General features: G+C 74.4%; 15 protein-coding genes and 1 tRNA gene. 10 read left to right on the top strand and 6 right to left on the bottom strand.

The annotated features are described in order from the left end of the window. The first annotated feature begins 11 nt into the window (after positions 1–11). From GC157_00275 to GC157_00260, 4 genes are all read left to right on the top strand, one after another. Positions 12–1,532, top strand: coding sequence for a DUF2867 domain-containing protein (locus GC157_00275; protein MBI1375909.1), 1,521 nt, complete (start codon positions 12–14; stop codon positions 1,530–1,532). A gap of 51 nt (positions 1,533–1,583) precedes the next feature. Beyond that, positions 1,584–2,054: a globin gene (locus GC157_00270; protein ID MBI1375908.1), complete on the top strand. Its 471-nt coding sequence runs from the start codon at positions 1,584–1,586 to the stop codon at positions 2,052–2,054. Beyond that, complete coding sequence (locus tag GC157_00265) at positions 2,051–3,721, top strand: DUF3459 domain-containing protein (protein MBI1375907.1); 1,671 nt, start codon at positions 2,051–2,053, stop codon at positions 3,719–3,721. Before GC157_00270 ends, GC157_00265 begins: the two co-directional genes overlap by 4 nt. Before the next feature lie 254 nt (positions 3,722–3,975). Next, positions 3,976–4,179 (top strand): cold-shock protein, encoded by a 204-nt coding sequence (locus tag GC157_00260; protein MBI1375906.1) that lies wholly within the window; start codon positions 3,976–3,978, stop codon positions 4,177–4,179. Positions 4,180–4,969: 790 nt separating this feature from the next. On the opposite strand, the gene GC157_00255 is transcribed toward GC157_00260, so the two are convergent. Continuing rightward, on the bottom strand, positions 4,970–5,602 hold the full coding sequence (locus tag GC157_00255; GenBank protein MBI1375905.1) for a hypothetical protein: 633 nt from the start codon (positions 5,600–5,602) through the stop codon (positions 4,970–4,972). A gap of 107 nt (positions 5,603–5,709) precedes the next feature. On the opposite strand from GC157_00255, the gene GC157_00250 reads away from it, so the two are divergent. Genes GC157_00250 through GC157_00240 form a run of 3 tightly spaced genes read left to right on the top strand, consistent with a single transcriptional unit; the run spans position 5,710 to position 9,226 of the window. Continuing rightward, positions 5,710–6,846 carry a substrate-binding domain-containing protein gene (locus GC157_00250; protein ID MBI1375904.1) on the top strand — a complete coding sequence of 379 codons (1,137 nt, stop codon included), beginning with the start codon at positions 5,710–5,712 and terminating at the stop codon, positions 6,844–6,846. Between the two features lie 44 nt (positions 6,847–6,890). Beyond that, positions 6,891–8,777, top strand: a complete 1,887-nt coding sequence (locus tag GC157_00245) for an MFS transporter (protein ID MBI1375903.1) — start codon at positions 6,891–6,893, stop codon at positions 8,775–8,777. Further along, the gene (locus GC157_00240) at positions 8,777–9,226 is read left to right on the top strand and encodes a MarR family transcriptional regulator (protein ID MBI1375902.1); all 450 of its coding nucleotides are present in this window, start codon (positions 8,777–8,779) and stop codon (positions 9,224–9,226) included. Before GC157_00245 ends, GC157_00240 begins: the two co-directional genes overlap by 1 nt. Positions 9,227–9,242: 16 nt before the next feature. Here GC157_00240 and GC157_00235 read toward each other — a convergent pair whose 3' ends face one another. The 3 genes from GC157_00235 to ssb all read right to left on the bottom strand — a co-directional run bounded on the left by GC157_00235 (position 9,243) and on the right by ssb (position 12,273). Then, positions 9,243–9,893, bottom strand: a complete 651-nt coding sequence (locus GC157_00235) for a hypothetical protein (protein MBI1375901.1) — start codon at positions 9,891–9,893, stop codon at positions 9,243–9,245. A 10-nt stretch (positions 9,894–9,903) separates the two neighbouring features. Beyond that, the gene (gene ettA / locus GC157_00230) at positions 9,904–11,601 is read right to left on the bottom strand and encodes an energy-dependent translational throttle protein EttA (protein MBI1375900.1); all 1,698 of its coding nucleotides are present in this window, start codon (positions 11,599–11,601) and stop codon (positions 9,904–9,906) included. 108 nt (positions 11,602–11,709) lie between these two features. Continuing rightward, complete coding sequence (ssb, locus tag GC157_00225) at positions 11,710–12,273, bottom strand: single-stranded DNA-binding protein (protein ID MBI1375899.1); 564 nt, start codon at positions 12,271–12,273, stop codon at positions 11,710–11,712. 281 nt (positions 12,274–12,554) lie between these two features. On the opposite strand from ssb, the gene GC157_00220 reads away from it, so the two are divergent. Both GC157_00220 and GC157_00215 read left to right on the top strand, forming a co-directional pair. Continuing rightward, complete coding sequence (locus GC157_00220; GenBank protein MBI1375898.1) at positions 12,555–13,862, top strand: FAD-binding protein; 1,308 nt, start codon at positions 12,555–12,557, stop codon at positions 13,860–13,862. 73 nt (positions 13,863–13,935) lie between these two features. Next, positions 13,936–14,008: transfer RNA gene (locus GC157_00215), tRNA-Arg, on the top strand. A gap of 288 nt (positions 14,009–14,296) precedes the next feature. Here the strand turns inward: GC157_00215 and GC157_00210 are convergent. After that, positions 14,297–14,911 carry an anti-sigma factor antagonist gene (locus GC157_00210; GenBank protein ID MBI1375897.1) on the bottom strand — a complete coding sequence of 205 codons (615 nt, stop codon included), beginning with the start codon at positions 14,909–14,911 and terminating at the stop codon, positions 14,297–14,299. Positions 14,912–15,102: 191 nt separating this feature from the next. Here GC157_00210 and GC157_00205 point away from each other — a divergent pair, with 191 nt between their 5' ends. Continuing rightward, positions 15,103–15,759: a hypothetical protein gene (locus tag GC157_00205; GenBank protein ID MBI1375896.1), complete on the top strand. Its 657-nt coding sequence runs from the start codon at positions 15,103–15,105 to the stop codon at positions 15,757–15,759. On the opposite strand, the gene GC157_00200 is transcribed toward GC157_00205, so the two are convergent. Beyond that, the gene (locus GC157_00200; protein MBI1375895.1) at positions 15,717–17,693 is read right to left on the bottom strand and encodes a hypothetical protein; all 1,977 of its coding nucleotides are present in this window, start codon (positions 17,691–17,693) and stop codon (positions 15,717–15,719) included. The genes GC157_00205 and GC157_00200 overlap by 43 nt on opposite strands. Positions 17,694–17,734: the final 41 nt, after the last annotated feature.

Below are 17,734 nucleotides of genomic sequence, written 5' to 3'. Positions count from 1 at the left end.
GACAGGAGACTGTGCGGGTGCGCTGCCTCGTGACCGGTGCGACCGGGTACATCGGCGGTCGGCTCGTGCCCGAGCTCCTGCGTGCGGGGCACGAGGTGCGCGTGCTCGCCCGTCACGCCGAGCGGCTCGCCGACCGGCCGTGGCTGGACGACGTCGAGGTCGTCGAGGGCGACGCGTCCGACCCCGACGTCGTGCGCCGCGCCCTCGCCGGGGTCGACGTCGCGTACTACCTCATGCACTCGCTCCAGGCGGGCGACGGATTCCACGAGCTCGAGGTGCGCATCGCGCGGCTGTTCGCCTCGGCGGCGGCCGAGGCCGGCGTCGGGCGCATCGTCTACCTCGGCGCGCTGCAGCCGGACGTTCCCCCCGACGAGCTCAGCGAGCACGTGCGCAGCCGCAGCGAGGTCAGCCGCATCCTCCAGGCCGGCGCGGTGCCCACGGTCGAGCTGCGCGCCGCGGTGATCATCGGAAGCGGGTCGGCCAGCTTCGAGATGGTGCGCTATCTCACCGAGCGGCTGCCCGTGATGGTGACGCCGGCGTGGGTGCGCACCGCGACGCAGCCCATCGCCGTGCGCGATGTCCTCTACTACCTCGTGCGCTGCGCGGAACTGCCCGCCGGCCTGCACCGCGTGTTCGAGATCGGCGGCCCCGACGTCATGACCTACGAGGGCATGATGCACGGCTACGCGCGCGCCGCCCGGCTGCGGCGCAGGCTCGTGCTGCGCATGCCGCTCGGCACCCCGCGGCTCTCGACGTTCTGGGTCGCGTTCATCACCCCGGTGCCGAGGGCGGTCGCCAGGCCGCTCGTGGAGAGCGTGACCATGCGCACGGTGTGCCGCGACCACGACATCGCGCAGTACATCCCGGACCCGCCGCAGGGGCTCGTGCCCTACGAGCGGGCCGTGACGCTCGCCCTCGCCAAGGTGCGCGAGGCGGACGTGAGCACGGCGTGGTCGAGCTCGAGCCTGCCCGGCGCCCCGAGCGACCCGCTGCCGTCGGACCCGCAGTGGGCCGGCGGCTCGCTCTACACCGACACGCGCGAGGCGGTGGTGCACGCCGAGCCGGAGGCGCTCTGGAAGGTGGTCGAGGGGCTCGGCGGCGACCGCGGCTACTACTCGTTCCCGCTGGCCTGGGAGGTCCGCGGCTGGATCGACCGCCTCTCCGGCGGCGTCGGCCTGGCGCGCGGCCGGCGCGACCCGGACCGGCTGCGCGTGGGCGACCCGCTGGACTTCTGGCGGGTCGAGGAGCGGGTGCCGGGCGAGCTGCTGCGGCTGCGCGGCGAGTTCCGGATGCCCGGGCTGGCCTGGCTCGAGCTGCGCATCGCCGACGCCGGCACCAGCGGCGGACGGCCGGTGTGCGTGTACTCCCAGCGGGCGCTGTTCCACCCCCGCGGCCTGGCCGGGCACGCGTACTGGACGGCGATGCTGCCGTTCCACGGGATCATCTTCGGGTCGATGCTGCGCAACATCCGCGCCCGGGCCGAGTCCGCACCCGAGCCGGAGTCGCCGTCCGTGCAGCGCCGGGCCTCCTGAGCCTGACGCCGCCGACGCCCCGTGGCCGGCGCGTTCGCGGCGACGGGCACAATGGCGGCCATGCCCGAGCAGGACCCCACGCCGTACGACGCCATGGGCGGGGCCGCGTTCTTCGACGCGCTCGTCCGCCGCTTCTACGAGGGCGTGGCCGACGACCCGGTGCTGCGGCCGATGTACCCGGACGACGACCTCGCCCCGGCCGAGCGCCGGCTGAGGCTCTTCCTCACGCAGTACTGGGGCGGCCCCACCACCTACGGCGACGAGCGCGGTCACCCGCGCCTGCGCATGCGCCACGCGCCGTTCCCGGTGGACGACACGGCTCGCGACCACTGGCTCGCGCACATGCGCGCCGCCCTCGATGCCACGATGGCCGAGCAGGGCCTCGACCCGGCGTGGGAGCAGCAGCTGTGGCGCTACCTCGTCGGGGCGGCCATCGCCATGGTCAACACGGAGAGCCCCGCCCAGACCGGCCCCGCGCAGTCCGACCCCGCCCCGATCGCCGACGTCCAGGAGCGCCGATGACCACCGCCGACATCCCGGTCCGCGAGGGGAACGCCGGCGTCCCGCCGCGCGAGGTGCGCGACTGGTGGCGCGACGCGGTCGTCTACCAGATCTACCCGCGGTCGTTCATGGACTCCGACGGCGACGGCATCGGCGACCTGCCGGGCATCCGGTCGCGGCTGCCCTACCTGCGCGAGCTCGGCGTCGACGCGATCTGGCTCTCGCCGTTCTACCCCTCGCCGCTGCTCGACGGCGGCTACGACGTCGCCGACCCGCGCGACGTCGACCCGCGCCTCGGCACGGTGGAGGACCTGCGCGGCATCGTCGAGGACGCGCACGAGCTGGGCCTGCGGGTGTTCGTCGACGTCGTGCCCAACCACTTCTCGTGGGACCACCCCTGGTTCCGCCAGGCGCTGCAGACCGAGCCCGGCTCGCCGGAGTGGGCCCGGTTCCACGTGCTGCGCGGCCGCGGCGACGACGGCGAGCTGCCGCCGAACAACTGGCCGAGCGCCTTCGGCGGCCCGGCGTGGTCGCAGGTGCCCGGCCACCCCGGCTGGTGGTACCTGCACCTGTTCGACTCCTCGCAGCCCGACGTCAACTGGTCCAACCCCGAGGTCGTCGCCGACTACGACGCCACCCTGCGGTTCTGGTTCGACCTCGGGGTCGACGGCTTCCGCATCGACGTCGCCCACTCGCTGGTGAAGGCCGAGGGCTACCCGGACGGGCCCGAGCCCGACCTCACGCAGGTGATGGCGGGCAACGAGCAGGGGCCCGCCTGGGACCAGCCCGGCGTGCACGAGGTCTGGCGGTCGTGGCGCCGGCTGGCCGACTCCTACGACCCGCCGCGGGTGTTCGTCGGCGAGGCGTGGGTGCGCAGCGTGGAGCGGCAGGCGGCATACACCCGCCCCGACGAGCTGCACACCACGTTCAACTTCCACTTCCTCAAGGTGTGGTGGGACGCCGAGCGCATCCGGGAGGTGGTCGGCACCTCGCTGCTCACCTCCGCCGCGGTGGGCGCGCCGCCCACCTGGGTGCTGTCCAACCACGACGTGTGGCGGCCGGTGACCCGCTTCGCCCCGGTGCGCCACGACCAGACGCACGACCTCGAGACCGGGCGGCGCCGGGCCCTCGCGCTGTCGCTGCTCTCGCTCGCGCTGCCCGGCTCGGCGTACCTCTACCAGGGCGAGGAGCTCGGGCTCCCCGAGGTGCTCGACCTGCCCGACGACGCGCGCCAGGACCCGTCGTTCTTCCGCACCGCCGGTGCCGTCAAGGGCCGCGACGGCTGCCGCGTGCCCCTGCCCTGGACGCCGGACGACCCGGCGTACGGGTTCTCGACCGGCCGGCCGTGGCTGCCGCAGCCCGACGACTGGGCCGGCCTCAGCGTGGCGGCGCAGGAGGCCGACCCGCACTCGACGCTGGCGCTCTACCGCCAGGCGCTGCGGGTGCGCCGCGAGAGCCCGGCGCTCGGCGACGGCGAGCTCGTGTGGGTCGACAGCGGGGCGCCCGACGTGCTCGCGATGGAGCGGCCCGGCGACCGGCCGGTCGTGGCCCTGCTCAACGCCGGCGCCGAGCCGCGCGCGGTGGGCATCGACGGCGAGGTGCTCGTCGCCACGCGCGAGGTGACCCGCGACGCCTCCGGCCGGCTCGTGATCGCCCCGGACAGCTGCGCCTGGGTCGCCCGGCGCTGAGCGCCGTCGCCGGCACGCCCGGGCCGGGAGGCGGCGTCCGGTGGTGGTCGTCGTCGACGGCGGGCACCCGCAACCGTGCTACCGTCCATGCAGGTTGTCACAGCTGCTCCTCGAACGTCCGTCGGACGCCCGCGGATCGACTCCGCCCGGCGTCGTCGCTCTCTCGCTGATCCCCACGCGATGGAGGGCACCCGAGCGGCAACCGGCAGAGGCGACGTACGCCTCCGCATCGGTGCTACCGAAGAGGAACAGTCATGGTCAACGGCACAGTCAAGTGGTTCAACAGCGAGAAGGGCTTCGGCTTCATCGCGCCGGAGGACGGGAGCGCCGACGTGTTCGTGCACTTCTCGGCCATCGCGTCGTCGGGCTACCGCTCGCTCGAGGAGAACCAGAAGGTCACGTTCGACATCACGCAGGGCCAGAAGGGCCCGCAGGCGGAGAACGTCACGCCTCTCTAGGCGACTCGTACACCAGGCGGCCCGGCCGCCCACCACGTGGACCGCTCCCTCGGGGGCGGTCCACGTCGTCGTCGGGGCCCCCGCGCCGGCCCCGGCCGGCCGGCGAGCGGTTCAGGGGCACGAGCGAGGTCGCGCGGGGGGACGCGGACCGCTGGTCGTCGCGACGCCGTGCGCGGCAGTCACCTGCTCGGCGCCCGCGTGAGGTCCTTGCGCAGGAACACCAGCCAGGCGGCGAGGTCCGGGGGCAGCTCGTGGGCCGGCTCGGCCGGCTCGAAGCCGAGGCTGCGGTAGAGCCCGAGCGCCTCCACCTGGCGCACGCTGGTGTCGAGCCACATGCTCCGGTAGCCCGCTGCCCGCGCCTCGTCGACCACGCGCTCGGCCAGGGCCCGGCCGACACCGAGGCCGTGGAACCGCGGGAGCACGAACATCCGCTTCATCTCGCAGTCGTGCTCGCCCAGCGACTTGAGCGCCACGCACCCCGCGGCGCCGCCGTCGACCAGCGCCAGCAGAAGCCTGCCCTCGGGGCGCGCGTAGGCACCGGGGAGGCCGGCCAGCTCGGCCTCGAGCGCTCCGGTGTCGAAGTAGGCGTCGACCAGCGCGCGGTCCTCCACGTGCCGCTCCCGGTGCCAGGAGACGAAGGCCCGGACGAGGGTGCGCACGTCGTCGAGCCGGCCGGGGGTGGTCGCCTCCACGACGACGGTCCCCAGGCCCTCCGACGGGGCCTGGCCGCTGACGTCCACGCCCGCATGGTGCCGCACACCGCGGTCCGCCGGGGCGGCGTTCGGGCGGGTCAGGCCGGCTCGAGCACGCGCGGCGCCACGCCGAGCGCGGCGGTGCGCCGCCGGCTGAGCTCGACGAGGCTCACCACGGCGTTCGTCGAGAGCGCCATGAGCGCGCTCACGACGACAGGGACGTCCGTGGTGAGCAGGGCGAAGCTCAGCCAGCACAGCTGGGAGCCGACCTTGAGCGCGTTCGACGTGAGCGAGAGCGCGGAGGGGCCCATGCCGCGGCGCAGCCACACGGTCTCGATCACCTGCGGCCACATGCCGACCAGCCCCAGGCCGAAGGCGAGGAAGCCCACCAGCTCGGCCGGCAGGTGGGTGGACACGGCGACCGCCGTCGTGACGCCGGCGAGCAGGGCCACCGCCCGCGTGCGCCGCGGCCAGGCCGCGGGCACGAGCAGCACGATGGTGACGGCCCCGCTGATCAGCAGCACGTTGCCCGGGATCTGGGGCAGCGACCCGGTCCGGACGCCGTAGGTCAGCCACGTCGAGCACGCCACGGCGGTCATCGCCCACGCCCACGGCGAGACGCCCGGCATGCTGGGGTGACGGACGATGCGCACGATCTGCGGCACCACCATGGCGACGCCGATCGCGGAACCGAGGTAGGCGAGCAGGAGGGCGACGGTGTGGAGGGTCACGGGCGGGCTTCCGGCGAGGGGCGGGTTCGTCGGCGGACGACCCTCTGTATGGATACAGTCTGGAACGATACAAGATGGTTGAAGGCTGAGCAATCGAGGGGGTCGGCATGACCGCCACCGGCTCGGGCGGCCCCTCGGCGGGCGCGGGCGGGCCCGACGAGGACCGCCTGCCCGAGCGGCCGACGCTCGACACCGTCGCGCGCGCCGCCGGCGTCTCGCGCATGACCGTGTCCAACGCCTACAACCGGCCCGACCAGCTCTCCGCGGCGACCCGCGAGCGGGTGCTGGCCGTCGCAGAGCAGCTCGGGTACGCCGGCCCCGACCCCGCGGGCCGGTCGCTGCGCCGCGGGCGCGCGGGCACGATCGGCGTGATCCTCACCGAGAGCCTGTCCTACGCCTTCACCGACCCGGGCCTGGTGTCGTTCCTGCTCGGCGTGGCCGACGAGATGTCCGCCGCCGGCCAGGCCCTCCTGCTCGTCCCGGCCGACGCGGACGACGACGGCGCGCTGGTCCGCAACGCGATCGTGGACGGCTTCATCCTCTGCTCGATCCACGACGACGACCCCGCGGTGGCGGCCGTCCGCTCCCGCCGCCTCCCCTACGTCGCGTCCGGCTCCCCCCGTCACCCGCCGGCGCCGTACGTCGGCATCGACAACCGGCGCGCGGCCGGTCTCGCCGCGCAGCACCTGGTGGACCTCGGCCACCGGCGGATCGGCGTCGTCGGGCTGCCGCCGGACATGCCGGTCGAGCCCTCGGCGCGGGTGGTGCGCACCCGGCAGGGCTTCGCCGAGCGCGTGACCGGGTTCGCCGACGTCGTCTCCGCGGCGGACGGCGGCCCGGGGGTGGTGACCGTCGAGCTGGCCGCGAGCAACTCGGTCGACGCGGGCGCCGCGGCGGCGGCGGCCCTGCTGGCCTCGCGACCGCGGCCCACCGCTGTCTTCGCCGTGAGCGACGTGCTCGCCCTCGGGGTGCTGCGCGCGGCCGCGGAGTCCGGCGTCGCGGTGCCGCAGCAGCTCTCGGTGGTGGGCTTCGACGACATCGCCGAGGCGGCCCGGGCCCGGCCGCCGCTGACCACCGTCGCCCAGGACTTGCGCGAGCAGGGACGGCGGGCCGCCCGCATGACGCTCGACCTCGTCGAGGGCCGCACCGTGCGCTCCTCGGGCCGCACCCCGCACCTCGTGGTCCGGGAGAGCACGGCGCGCGCGCCGCGGCGGCGCGGAGCGGCGGCGGCGCCTCCCCCCTGACGCGCCGGGAAGTTAGTTTGCTCAAGACAACTAAATGCCGGAGGATGGCGGCCATGACGGAGACCGCCGACCCCCGGACCGGCTTCGGACGGGTGCACCGCGACCACCCGCGCTACAAGTGGGTCGCCCTGTCGAACACCACGCTCGGCATGACGATGGCCACGATCAACGCCTCGATCGTGCTCATCTCGCTGCCGGCCATCTTCCGGGGCATCGACCTCAACCCCCTCGACGCCGCCAACGTCAGCTACCTGCTCTGGATGCTGCTGGGCTTCCTGCTCGTCACCGCGGCCCTCGTCGTCACGTTCGGACGGCTCGGCGACATGTACGGCCGGGTGCGGATCTACAACCTCGGCTTCCTCGTCTTCGCCCTGTCGTCGATCGCGCTCTCACTGGTCCCCTGGGTCGGCGAGGCCGGCGCTCTGTGGCTCATCGGGTGGCGGGCGGTGCAGGCCGTCGGCGCCGCGATGGTCATGGCCAACGCGACCGCGATCCTCACCGACGCCTTCCCGCTGCACCAGCGCGGCACGGCGCTGGGGATCAACCAGGTGGCGGCGATCGCCGGCTCGTTCCTCGGCCTCGTGCTGGGCGGCCTGCTCTCCGAGTGGCACTGGCGCGCCGTGTTCTGGGTGAGCGTGCCCTTCGGCGTCGCCGGGGCGATCTGGTCCTACCTCTCGCTGCACGAGGTGGGCCAGAAGCACAAGGGCCGCCTGGACGTGCCGGGCAACGTCACCTTCGCGCTCGGGCTCGGCCTGCTCATCGCGGGGGTCACGTACGGGCTGCAGCCCTACGGCGGCGCGACGATGGGCTGGACCAACCCGTGGGTGCTCGCCTCGCTGCTCGGCGGGATCGCGCTGCTCGGCGTGTTCGTGCTGGTGGAGTCCCGCGCCGAGGACCCGATGTTCCGGCTGTCGCTGTTCGGCATCCGGGCCTTCTCGCTCGGCAACCTGGCGGGCCTGCTGGCGTCCATCTCCCGCGGCGGCCTGCAGTTCATCCTCATCATCTGGCTCCAGGGCATCTGGCTGCCCCGGCGCGGCTACTCCTACGAGAGCACGCCGCTGTGGGCGAGCATCTTCCTGCTCCCGCTCACGATCGGCTTCCTCGCGGCCGGCCCGCTCTCGGGGTACCTCAGCGACCGCTACGGCGCGCGGCGCTTCGCCGTGGGCGGCGCCCTGCTCAGCGCCGCGTCGTTCGTGGGCCTGATGGTGCTGCCGGTCGACTTCGCCTACGGCGCGTTCGCCTTCCTCATCTTCCTCCAGGGCGTGGGCAGCGGGATGTTCAGCTCGCCCAACGCCTCGGTGGTGATGAACTCCGTGCCGGCCGCGCAGCGCGGCGTGGCCTCCGGGATGCGCATGACCTTCTTCAACTCCGGGTCGGCGCTCTCGATCGGCGTCTTCTTCTCGCTCATGGTCGTCGGCCTGGCCGCACGGCTGCCCGAGACCCTGTCGAACGGGCTCACCGCGCAGGGCGTGCCGAGCGACGTCGCCGGCTCGCTGGCCTCGCTGCCCCCGGTGGGGATCCTGTTCGCGGCGTTCCTCGGCATCAACCCGATCGCGTCGCTGCTCGCGCCCACGGGCCTGCTCGACTCGCTGCCGGCCGGCAACGTGGCCACGCTGACCGGCAACGACTTCTTCCCCGGCCTGATCTCCGACCCGTTCCGGGCCGGGCTCGTGCTCGTGTTCGCGATCGCCGGGCTCATGATGGTGGTGGCTGCGATCGCCTCCTGGTACGCCGGCAAGGCGCCCGGCGACCAGCGGTCGCAGCCGGACGCCGGCGAGCGGCTCGGCGAGGAGCCCGACACCTACGCCCCGGTCGAGGGCGAGCCGGCGGACGAGCACGTCGGCCGCGTGGGAGCAGCGCTCGGCTTCCCGGCAGGCCCCCGTTCGACGGGCACCGCGGCGCCGCGCACCGCCCTCCCCGAGGAGGCGTGATGGCCGCGGCCGGCACCCGCGCCCGCTCCGGCGCGCTCGCGCCCGAGGAGTCCGAGCGGCTCGGCGAGTGCCTCGCGCGGCTCAACCGCACCCTGCGCCGCGAGGTGGCGCTGCCGCTGGGCAGCAGCGCGATCCAGGCCCTCGGCACCCTGCACGACGCCGGCCGCCTCGGGCTCGGCGACCTCGCCCGGCACGAGGGCGTGACGCCGGCGACCCTGTCGCGCGTCGTCGCGCTCCTGGAGGAGGAGGGCTACGCCGTGCGCACGACCGACGAGCGCGACCGCCGGGCTGCCTTCCTCGAGATCACCGACGCGGGCCGCGAGGTGGTGGCGCGCATCCGGCGCGACCGCGCCCGGGTGCTCGACGCGCGGGCCGGGGGCCTCACCCCGCAGCAGGCCGCGGCCGTGCGCGCTGCGCTCGACGCGCTGGAGGCGCTCGCCGACGCCTGACCGGTGCGCCGCTCGGTCAGCGCACGACCGACAGCCGCACCGGGCCGGCGCTGCTGCGGACGAACACCTGCCCCGCCGGGGTGGTGAAGCGCTTCCACCCGGGAGCGGTGCCGGTCTCGATGCGCGCACCGGGATGGGTGAGGAAGCCGACCAGGCGCGCCGCGTGCAGCGCCCGCATGGGGATCCCGCCCCAGCCGGGGGCGTCCCAGGTCGCCTCGGCGAGCAGCTCGGCCTGGAACGAGCCGGTGGCGGGGACCGACGCGCGGAACCGAGCGACCGCCTCGTCGACCCGGGGGACGACGTCGCCCGCGATGCCCTTCTCCCCCGGCGACCACGGCGAGCGCGGCGGCAGCACCGCCAGCGACGCGGACCCCGTGACGGCGTCGGGCAGCACGAGGTCGGCCTCGGGCGGCACGCGCGCGACGTCGCCGACGACGTCGCGCAGCCGGCCCGCGGACACCGTGGTGTCGACGGTCTCCTCGACCGGCACGGCCAGCGGGAGCGCCACGAGCACGAGCACGTCGAGCGGGCAGGGCGCGAAGACGCCGACCACCCCGCCGCGGGCTTGGACGCGGACCGCGGCGCGCTCGTCCCAGCCCACGATGCGGCCCAGGAAGGCCGCGAGGTGCAGCAGCTCGTCCTTGCGCAGCCGGAGCGTGGTGGGCACGGGCGCGCGCCTAGTCGCGGGTGAGCTTGCGGTAGGTGGCGCGGTGCGGACGCGAGGCCTCGACGCCGAGCCGCTCGACCTTGTTCTTCTCGTAGGAGTCGAAGTTGCCCTCGAACCAGAACCACCGCGACTCGCCCTCGTAGGCGAGGATGTGGGTGGCGATGCGGTCGAGGAACCAGCGGTCGTGCGAGGTGATCACCGCGCAGCCGGGGAACTCGAGCAGCGCGTTCTCCAGCGACCCGAGGGTCTCGACGTCGAGGTCGTTGGTGGGCTCGTCGAGCAGCAGCATGTTGCCGCCCTGCTTGAGGGTGAGCGCCAGGTTGAGGCGGTTGCGCTCGCCACCGGAGAGGACGCCCGCCTTCTTCTGCTGGTCCGGGCCCTTGAAGCCGAACGCCGAGACGTAGGCGCGGCTGGGCATCTCGACCTGGCCCACCTTGATCCAGTCGAGGCCGTCGGAGACGACCTCCCACACGTTCTTGCTGCCGTCGATGCCCGCACGGCTCTGGTCGACGTAGGACAGCTTCACCGTCTCGCCGACGCGGATGTCGCCGGAGTCCGGCAGCACGTCCTTGTCGTCACTGCCGCCCTCGGAGGCGGCCACGATCATCTTGAACAGCGTGGTCTTGCCGACGCCGTTGGGACCGATGACGCCCACGATCCCGTTGCGCGGCAGCGTGAACGAGAGGTCGTCCATGAGCAGGCGGTCGTCGAAGCCCTTGGTGAGGTGGCTGGCCTCGACGACGACGTTGCCCAGGCGCGGCCCCGGCGGGATCTGGATCTCGTCGAAGTCGAGCTTGCGCGTCTTCTCCGCCTCGGCGGCCATCTCCTCGTAGCGCTCGAGGCGGCTGCGGCTCTTGGTCTGGCGGGCGCGCGCGTTGGACCGCACCCACTCGAGCTCGTCGGACAGCCGCTTCTTGAGCTTGGCGTCCTTGGCCCCCTCGACCTTGAGCCGCTCCTGCTTCTTCTCCAGGTAGGTGGAGTAGTTGCCCTCGTAGGGGTAGGCGCGGCCGCGGTCGAGCTCGAGGATCCACTCGGCCACGTTGTCGAGGAAGTAGCGGTCGTGCGTGATGGCCACGACCGTGCCCGGGTAGCGCTCGAGGTGCTGCTCGAGCCACTGCACGCTCTCGGCGTCGAGGTGGTTGGTCGGCTCGTCGAGCAGCAGGAGGTCGGGCTGCTGGAGCAGCAGCTTGCACAGCGCCACGCGGCGCTTCTCGCCGCCGGACAGCACGGCGACGTCGGCGTCCGGCGGGGGGCAGTTGAGCGCGTCCATCGCCTGCTCGAGCTGGGCGTCGAGGTCCCAGGCACCGAGGTGGTCGATCTCCTCCTGGAGGGTGCCCATCTCGGCGAGGAGCGCGTCGTAGTCGGCGTCGGGGTCCGCCAGCGCCGCGGAGATCTCGTTGAACCGGTCGAGCTTCGCCTTGGTGGGGGCGACGCCCTCCTCGACGTTCTCGAGCACGGTCTTCGACTCGTCGAGCCCCGGCTCCTGCGCCAGCATCCCGACCGTGTAGCCGGGGCTGAGGATCGCGTCGCCGTTGGACGTGGTGTCGATGCCGGCCATGATCTTGAGCAGGGAGGACTTGCCCGCGCCGTTGGGTCCGACGACGCCGATCTTGGCCCCGGGCAGGAACGACAGCGTGACGTCGTCGAGGACGACCTTGTCGCCGTGCGCCTTGCGGGCCTTGCGGAGGGTGAAGATGAACTCAGCCATGGGTCCTGACCTGCGGGGACTCTCGTGCGGACCACACCACCCTATCTGCCGCTGCGGCACCCGCCCTCCGGCCGCGGGACGGGGACCGCGGACCGGGCGCGGGAGCGGTCAGCCGACCGGCTCCCGCTCCGCCTCCACCGCGCCGTCGAGCGCCGCCGAGTCCTGCGGCACGCCGGGACCGGGCCCTCGCCACGGGGTCGCCCCGGGCCCGGCACCGTCCGTCTGGTGCGGCCCCGCAGCCCCTGGGGAGCTCGGGGACCGTCCGGCCCGGTCGCCGTCGCGCTCGAGCACCGTGGCCACCTCCGAGGTCTGCGGGCCACGGGCGCGGCGCACGAAGGAGGCGGTGCCGGCACCGAGGTCGTGGCCCACGACGTCGGCGTCGAGCTCGATCTCGGAGTGGCGCTGGCCCTCGCGCTCCCACTCGTGCTGGCGCGGCCGGCCGACGACCACCACCGGCTGGCCGCCCCGGACGCTGGCCGCGACGTTCTCGCCGAGCCGGCGCCACGCGCAGACGGTGACGTAGGTGGTGCGCTCGACCCACAGCCCGGTGCGCCGGTCGCGGTAGCCGTCGTTGCACGCCAGGCGGAAGCGCGCGAGCACCCCGCCCGCGGTCTCGCGCACGGTGACGTCGCGCACGACGTTGCCGTAGAGGGTCATGGTGGACTGCGGCATCGCTCCTCCTGGCTCGCGGCGGTGGCCGGTGCGCCCCGGCACGCCGTCACCGTCGTGCGCCCTGCCGACGGCACCGGGAGCCACCGGCGCGAGCTGTGGACGACGCCGTCCGGCCCGGGGCTGTGGACCCCGGTCGACCTGGGCTGTCGGCGTAACGCGGGGTTCCCTCACCGCACGGGAGGGCGAGGCGGCACAGTGGACCGGTGACGCCCGAGGACGCCGTGCTGCTCGCCGCCGAGGCGGCGCTCGCCGACGGCGACGTGGTGACCGACCCCGACGTGATGGCCTCCTACAGCGCCGACCGCTCCACCGGCTCGCACGTCGGCTCGCCGTTCGCCGTCGCCTTCCCGCGCACCACCGAGCAGGTGTCGGCGCTGCTGTCCGCGGCCCACGAGCACCGGGTGCCCGTGGTGCCCCGCGGAGCCGGCTCCGGGCTGTCCGGCGGGTCCAACGCCGTCGACGGCTGCCTGGTCGTGTGCGTGGAGCGGATGCGGGCCGTCCTCGAGGTCGACGAGGGCAACGGGTACGTCGAGACGCAGCCCGGCGTCCTCAACCAGGAGCTGCGCGAGCACGTGGCGCGATCGGGCCTCTGGTACGCCCCGGACCCGGCGAGCAAGGACTTCTGCAGCATCGGCGGCAACGTCAACACCAACGCCGGCGGGCTGTGCTGCGTGAAGTACGGCGTCACCCGCGAGGCCGTGCTCGGGCTCGAGGTGGTGCTGGCCGACGGCCGGATCACCCGCCTCGGCCGCCGCACCGTGAAGGGGGTGGCCGGCTACGACCTGTCGGCCCTCGTCGTCGGCAGCGAGGGCACGCTCGGCGTCGTCACGATGGCGCGGCTGCGCCTGCGCCCGCTCCCGCCGCCGCCCACCACCGCCGTGGCGGTCTTCGCCGACGTCGGTGCCGCCGGCCGAGCGGTCGAGGCGGCGATGGCCGTCGCGACCCCGAGCCTGCTCGAGCTGATGGACCGCACCACCGTCGCGGCGGTGGAGGCGTTCCGCCCCATGGGCCTGGACACCTCGGCCGAGGCGCTGCTGCTGGCCCAGAGCGACCTGCCCGGGGCGGCGGGCGAGGCGGAGGCCGACCGCGTGCTCGAGGCCTGCGCGCGGGCCGGCGCGGTCGAGACGTTCCGCTCCGAGGACCCCGAGCAGGCCGACCTGCTCCTCGGCGCGCGTCGTCTGGCCATCCCGGCGCTGGAGTCGATGGGCGACTGGCTGCTCGACGACGTCTCGGTGCCGCGCCGCCGGCTGGCCGCCGCGGTCACCGCCATCGAGGAGGTGGCGCGTCGCCACGACGTACTCATCGGCACCTTCGGCCATGCCGGCGACGGCAACCTGCACCCCACGATCGTCACCCCGCGCGGCGACCACGAGGCAGCGGGCCGAGCCCTGCGGGCCTTCGACGAGATCCTCGACGTCGCCCTCGACCTCGGCGGCTCCGTCACCGGGGAGCACGGCGTCGGGCTGCTCAAGCGCAGCGCCACCACGCGCGAGCTCGACGCCACGTCGATCGACCTCCACCGGCGGGTGAAGGAGGCCTTCGACCCCCGCGGCATCCTCAACCCCGGCAAGGCGCTCCCCCACTGGTGACGCCGGGCGCCCGCGCGAGAGCACGTCGGACCCGTCGCGGACGGCACAATGTGGCTGCGGCCCCCGGGCTGCGGCGCCCGTAGCTCAACGGATAGAGCCGCCGGTTTCTACCCGGCTGGTTGGGGGTTCGAGTCCCTCCGGGCGCGCCGATGCGACGTCCCGGTCCACGACGACCAGGAGCGCCCTGGCCGTGGGCGGTGGCCGGGGCGCTCCTGGGTGGTGACATCGGTCCCGGGCCGGGGGATGGGGGTCCTGCTCCGGGACGCGGAGGACCAGTATCCGGGTGACCAGGGTCCTAGGACCCCTGCTTGACCGAATGTTGACCCTGGTGCCGGGGCGGACGACGGGGGCGCGAGCCCGCGGACGTCACCCCGAGCGGCTCCACGTGCAGGTCCCAGGCGCACGCGACGAGGTGGGCGTCGCGACGTGGCGGCTCACCGGGACATCGCGAGGAGGTCCTCGTCGGCCACCTCGAAGTCCGGCCGCAGGCCCGTGGCGTCGAGCATCACCTGCGTCGTGCGCGGCGGGTCGAGGAGCACGATGCGGCCACCCCTGGCCCGGGCGAGGTTCCGCAGCTCGATGAGCATGGCCAGGCCGTAGCCGTCCATGAACGGCACGGCGCGCAGGTCGACGCAGACCTCCCTGCGTCCCGCCTTGGCGCACGCCCTCACCACGGCCTCCATGTCGCGGCGCCGGGTGATGTCGAGATCACCTGTGAGTCGGATGATGAACGGGCTCACGGCACACCCCCGAGAACGGTCCTCCGATCCCGAGGTGGGACCGGGTCGTCGACCGGGGGCCGGGCCGAGCACTGTGTGCGCCCGAAAGGTCCGAGGGCCCCGCGCGAAGCGGGCTCCTTCGACGGTAGGCGCGGCGTCGACCGGCCGCAAGGTCGCACGACGGACGGGGCTCGAACCGGCCGCTACCCGGTGCAGCGGGGCGTGCGTGGCCTCGGGGCCGGCACCGGAAGCGGACGCGGCGGTCACTGCTGAGCCCGTCGGATCGCGGCCCGGTTGGCCGCCTGCAGCACCCAGGCGACGCCGATGCAGGCGACGAGGGCGAGGACGGCGAGGGATCCGACGACGACGAGCAGGGCGCGCACGGCCGGCACGCTAGGTGGGCCGGGTGAACGAGCGGCGACCGGGGGGCGTCCGGTCGATGACGGCTGCCCCGTGCCGTCGAACGCGCCATCCTGCGGTTTCGGGCCGCAGGACGGCATCGCGTCCTCCACCATGAGCGCGTGCCGCCCACCCTCGGGGAGACCGTCGACCCGTCGATCGTCGGGGCCACCGACATCCTCGCGCTGGCCGTGCTGCTGATCCTCGGCGTCGTGGGCGCGGCCGGCGTCTACCGCGCGATGCAGCGCCCGCGCCTCGTCCTCACCGAGGTGGCGCCCGGCACCTGGCGGGCCCGCCGGCGCGACGTGGTGCTCTACCTCGTCTCCATCCCGTTCCTCGTCACGGCCTGGGACCTGTTCCTCGTGCTCGTGCTGGTCATCGGTGCCAACACGCTCTCGGCCCGGCAGATCATGATCGTCGCGTCCGCGGTGATCGTCGCCGTGCGCGTGCTGGCCCACGTCACCCGCGAGCTCTCGCACGAGCTGGCGAAGTCCATCCCGCTCACGCTGGTGACCCTGGTGCTCATCAACGGCCAGCTCCGCAGCTCGGACTCGGTCTCCTCCGTCCTGGACGACTTCGCCCGCACGGTCGAGAGCGGACCCGCCGGCTGGCTGCTGCCCGTGGGCGACGTCGTCATCACGGCGTGCTGGTACTGGGTGGGCGTGCGGTGGCTGGCGGCGCGGGGGCGGACGGTGCCGGGCGCCGCGGGCGCCCGCGGGCGCACGAGCGCGGGGGGTCAGGAACCCGGGGTCAGCACCTCGACCCGGTCCGGGCCGTAGCGGTCGACGAGGGGCTGCAGCAGGCGGCGGGCGTCATCGCCCTCGACGACGATCCGCAGGCGCAACGACGGCTCGGAGTCGAGGAGGAACGACCATGTGCCGACCGGGTCCTGCACTCCCCCGGCGGACACGATCGTGAGCACCCGGTCGATCGGCAGCGTGAGCACGCCGCCGAGACCGGCCGCGGTGCGTCCCGCCTCGAGGCTGTACGGGTCGGAGAACACGTCGCCGGGTCGAGCCCCGCTGATCTGGGCCACGGTGACCCAACCGCCCGAGCCCTGGTGCTCCGACGCCGTCACCACGACCTCGCCGCGGGACACCGCGTGCGTGGTGGCCCGCACGCGCTCCACCAACGCGTCGACGCCCTGCGGAGGCAGGCGAGGAGTGCTCACCGTGGCGAGCAGCACCAGCACGAGGCCCACCACGCCGGCGAGCGAGAGCGCCGCGACCCCGCGCCGGCGGGCGACCCACGACGACGGGACGCGACGCAGGCCCCAGCGGACGGCGAGGGCGACCGCGGTCGGCAGCGTGACCAGCATGAGCGCGTAGACGATCTTCAGCGTGTAGTACGACTTGTCGAGGGCGACCCCCGCCGCCACGGCCTGCGCCGCGAACACCACCGCGACGAGCGCGCACGCGACCATCGGCCCGAGCAGGCCGGCGACAGCGGCCGTCCCGATCCGCCGGCGGGCGCGCACCAGGACGACGGCCACGACGGGCGCCGCGACCAGCGTCGCCCACAGCTCGAACCCCGGGATGCCGCCGCCGATGGAGCCCGGGTCGCGCCCGTCGAACGGCGTCGTGAGGAACGAGATGCTCGGCAGCGTGGCGAGCAGGCACACGACGCCGACGGCCGCCATCGACACCGCGTGCTCGAGCCTGTGCCGCAGCACCACCACCAGCACGACCACCGCCGCGATGGCCGTGCCCCCGGCCAGCGGCGGATAGAGGTACGCCGTCGCCACCACCGCGAGCGGCATCACGAACCAGCCGACGCGCGTCATGGCCTCGCGGCTGCGCACGCTCACCGCGACGGCGGACACGCAGAGCGCACCGGCGAGCAGGAAGTTCGTGAACGCGAAGTCCGCCATCAGCGTCAGCGACCCGAGCACGCACCAGGCCGCGGTGACCGAGGCCGCGACCACGGGCACGGCACGGGTGCGCGCCGGCTCGGGGTCGTCGCGTGCGACGGCGGAGGCCACCAGCCCGGTCGACCACACGAGCAGGGCCGCCACCAGGCCCGTGGTGATCGAGAACCAGCCGACGTAGGGGCGCACGAGGTCGATGCCCGCGACGTCCGTGCCGACGCCGCCCACCCACTCGCCGACCGACCAGAGCCCCACGTGCAGCATCGGGTAGTCGTCGAACATCAGCTGCGGGGCCAGCCTCCCGACGTCCCAGCTGCCGGTGTGCATCACCTGCACGAACATCGGCAGGTGGCTGCTGTGGTCCCACCACGTGAGCAGCGCGGCGAGGGTCTGCGGCGTCGAGGCCGTGAGGTAGGGCAGCCCCATCATCGCGGCCACGGCGACGCCCGTCGCGATCCCGAGCAGGTCGCCGGCCCGGACCCGGGGCCACACGGGGGCGGCGCGCGGCAGCACGAGGAACGCCGCCAGCAGCAGGAGCGCCAGGCTCACCAGGACGCGCCACCCCACCGGCGGCAGCGCGAGGCCGAGACGGGTGAACGCCGTGAGGAGGACGGCGACGCCGCCGGAACCCACCACGGTGGTGATGACCGCGCGCTCGCCCAGTGAGCGGCCCCACGGCGCGAGCAGCCCGGAGACCACGAGCGCGACCGCGACGCCGGCCGGCGGCCAGGCCCACAGCAGCACCAGGGTCACCGCGAGCGCGGCCAGCGCGGCCGGGCGCCCGGTGCGCACCGGTGACGGCGTCGGCGGGGGGCGCCGCCCGACGTCCGGCTCGGCGACGGTCACCCCCTGAGGGTAGGTCGCGCGTCCGCTGGTGGCGCCGTCGA

The sequence above is a fragment of the Frankiales bacterium genome (genome assembly GCA_016125335.1).
Lineage (GTDB): Bacteria > Actinomycetota > Actinomycetes > S36-B12 > CAIYMF01 > Longivirga.
Note: the sequence above shows the minus strand (reverse complement) of the source record. Positions and strands in the feature narration are given on the sequence as shown.

Excerpts from the sequence above, each read along its gene's own strand:
- GC157_00270 (MBI1375908.1), top strand. The coding sequence starts at position 1,584 with ATGGCGGCCATGCCCGAGCAGGACCCCACGCCGTACGACGCCATGGGC.
- GC157_00265 (MBI1375907.1), top strand. The coding sequence starts at position 2,051 with ATGACCACCGCCGACATCCCGGTCCGCGAGGGGAACGCCGGCGTCCCG.
- GC157_00260 (MBI1375906.1), top strand. The coding sequence starts at position 3,976 with ATGGTCAACGGCACAGTCAAGTGGTTCAACAGCGAGAAGGGCTTCGGC.
- GC157_00250 (MBI1375904.1), top strand. The coding sequence starts at position 5,710 with ATGACCGCCACCGGCTCGGGCGGCCCCTCGGCGGGCGCGGGCGGGCCC.
- GC157_00245 (MBI1375903.1), top strand. The coding sequence starts at position 6,891 with ATGGCGGCCATGACGGAGACCGCCGACCCCCGGACCGGCTTCGGACGG.
- GC157_00240 (MBI1375902.1), top strand. The coding sequence starts at position 8,777 with ATGGCCGCGGCCGGCACCCGCGCCCGCTCCGGCGCGCTCGCGCCCGAG.
- ettA (MBI1375900.1), bottom strand. The coding sequence starts at position 11,601 with ATGGCTGAGTTCATCTTCACCCTCCGCAAGGCCCGCAAGGCGCACGGC.
- ssb (MBI1375899.1), bottom strand. The coding sequence starts at position 12,273 with ATGCCGCAGTCCACCATGACCCTCTACGGCAACGTCGTGCGCGACGTC.
- GC157_00220 (MBI1375898.1), top strand. The coding sequence starts at position 12,555 with ATGGCCTCCTACAGCGCCGACCGCTCCACCGGCTCGCACGTCGGCTCG.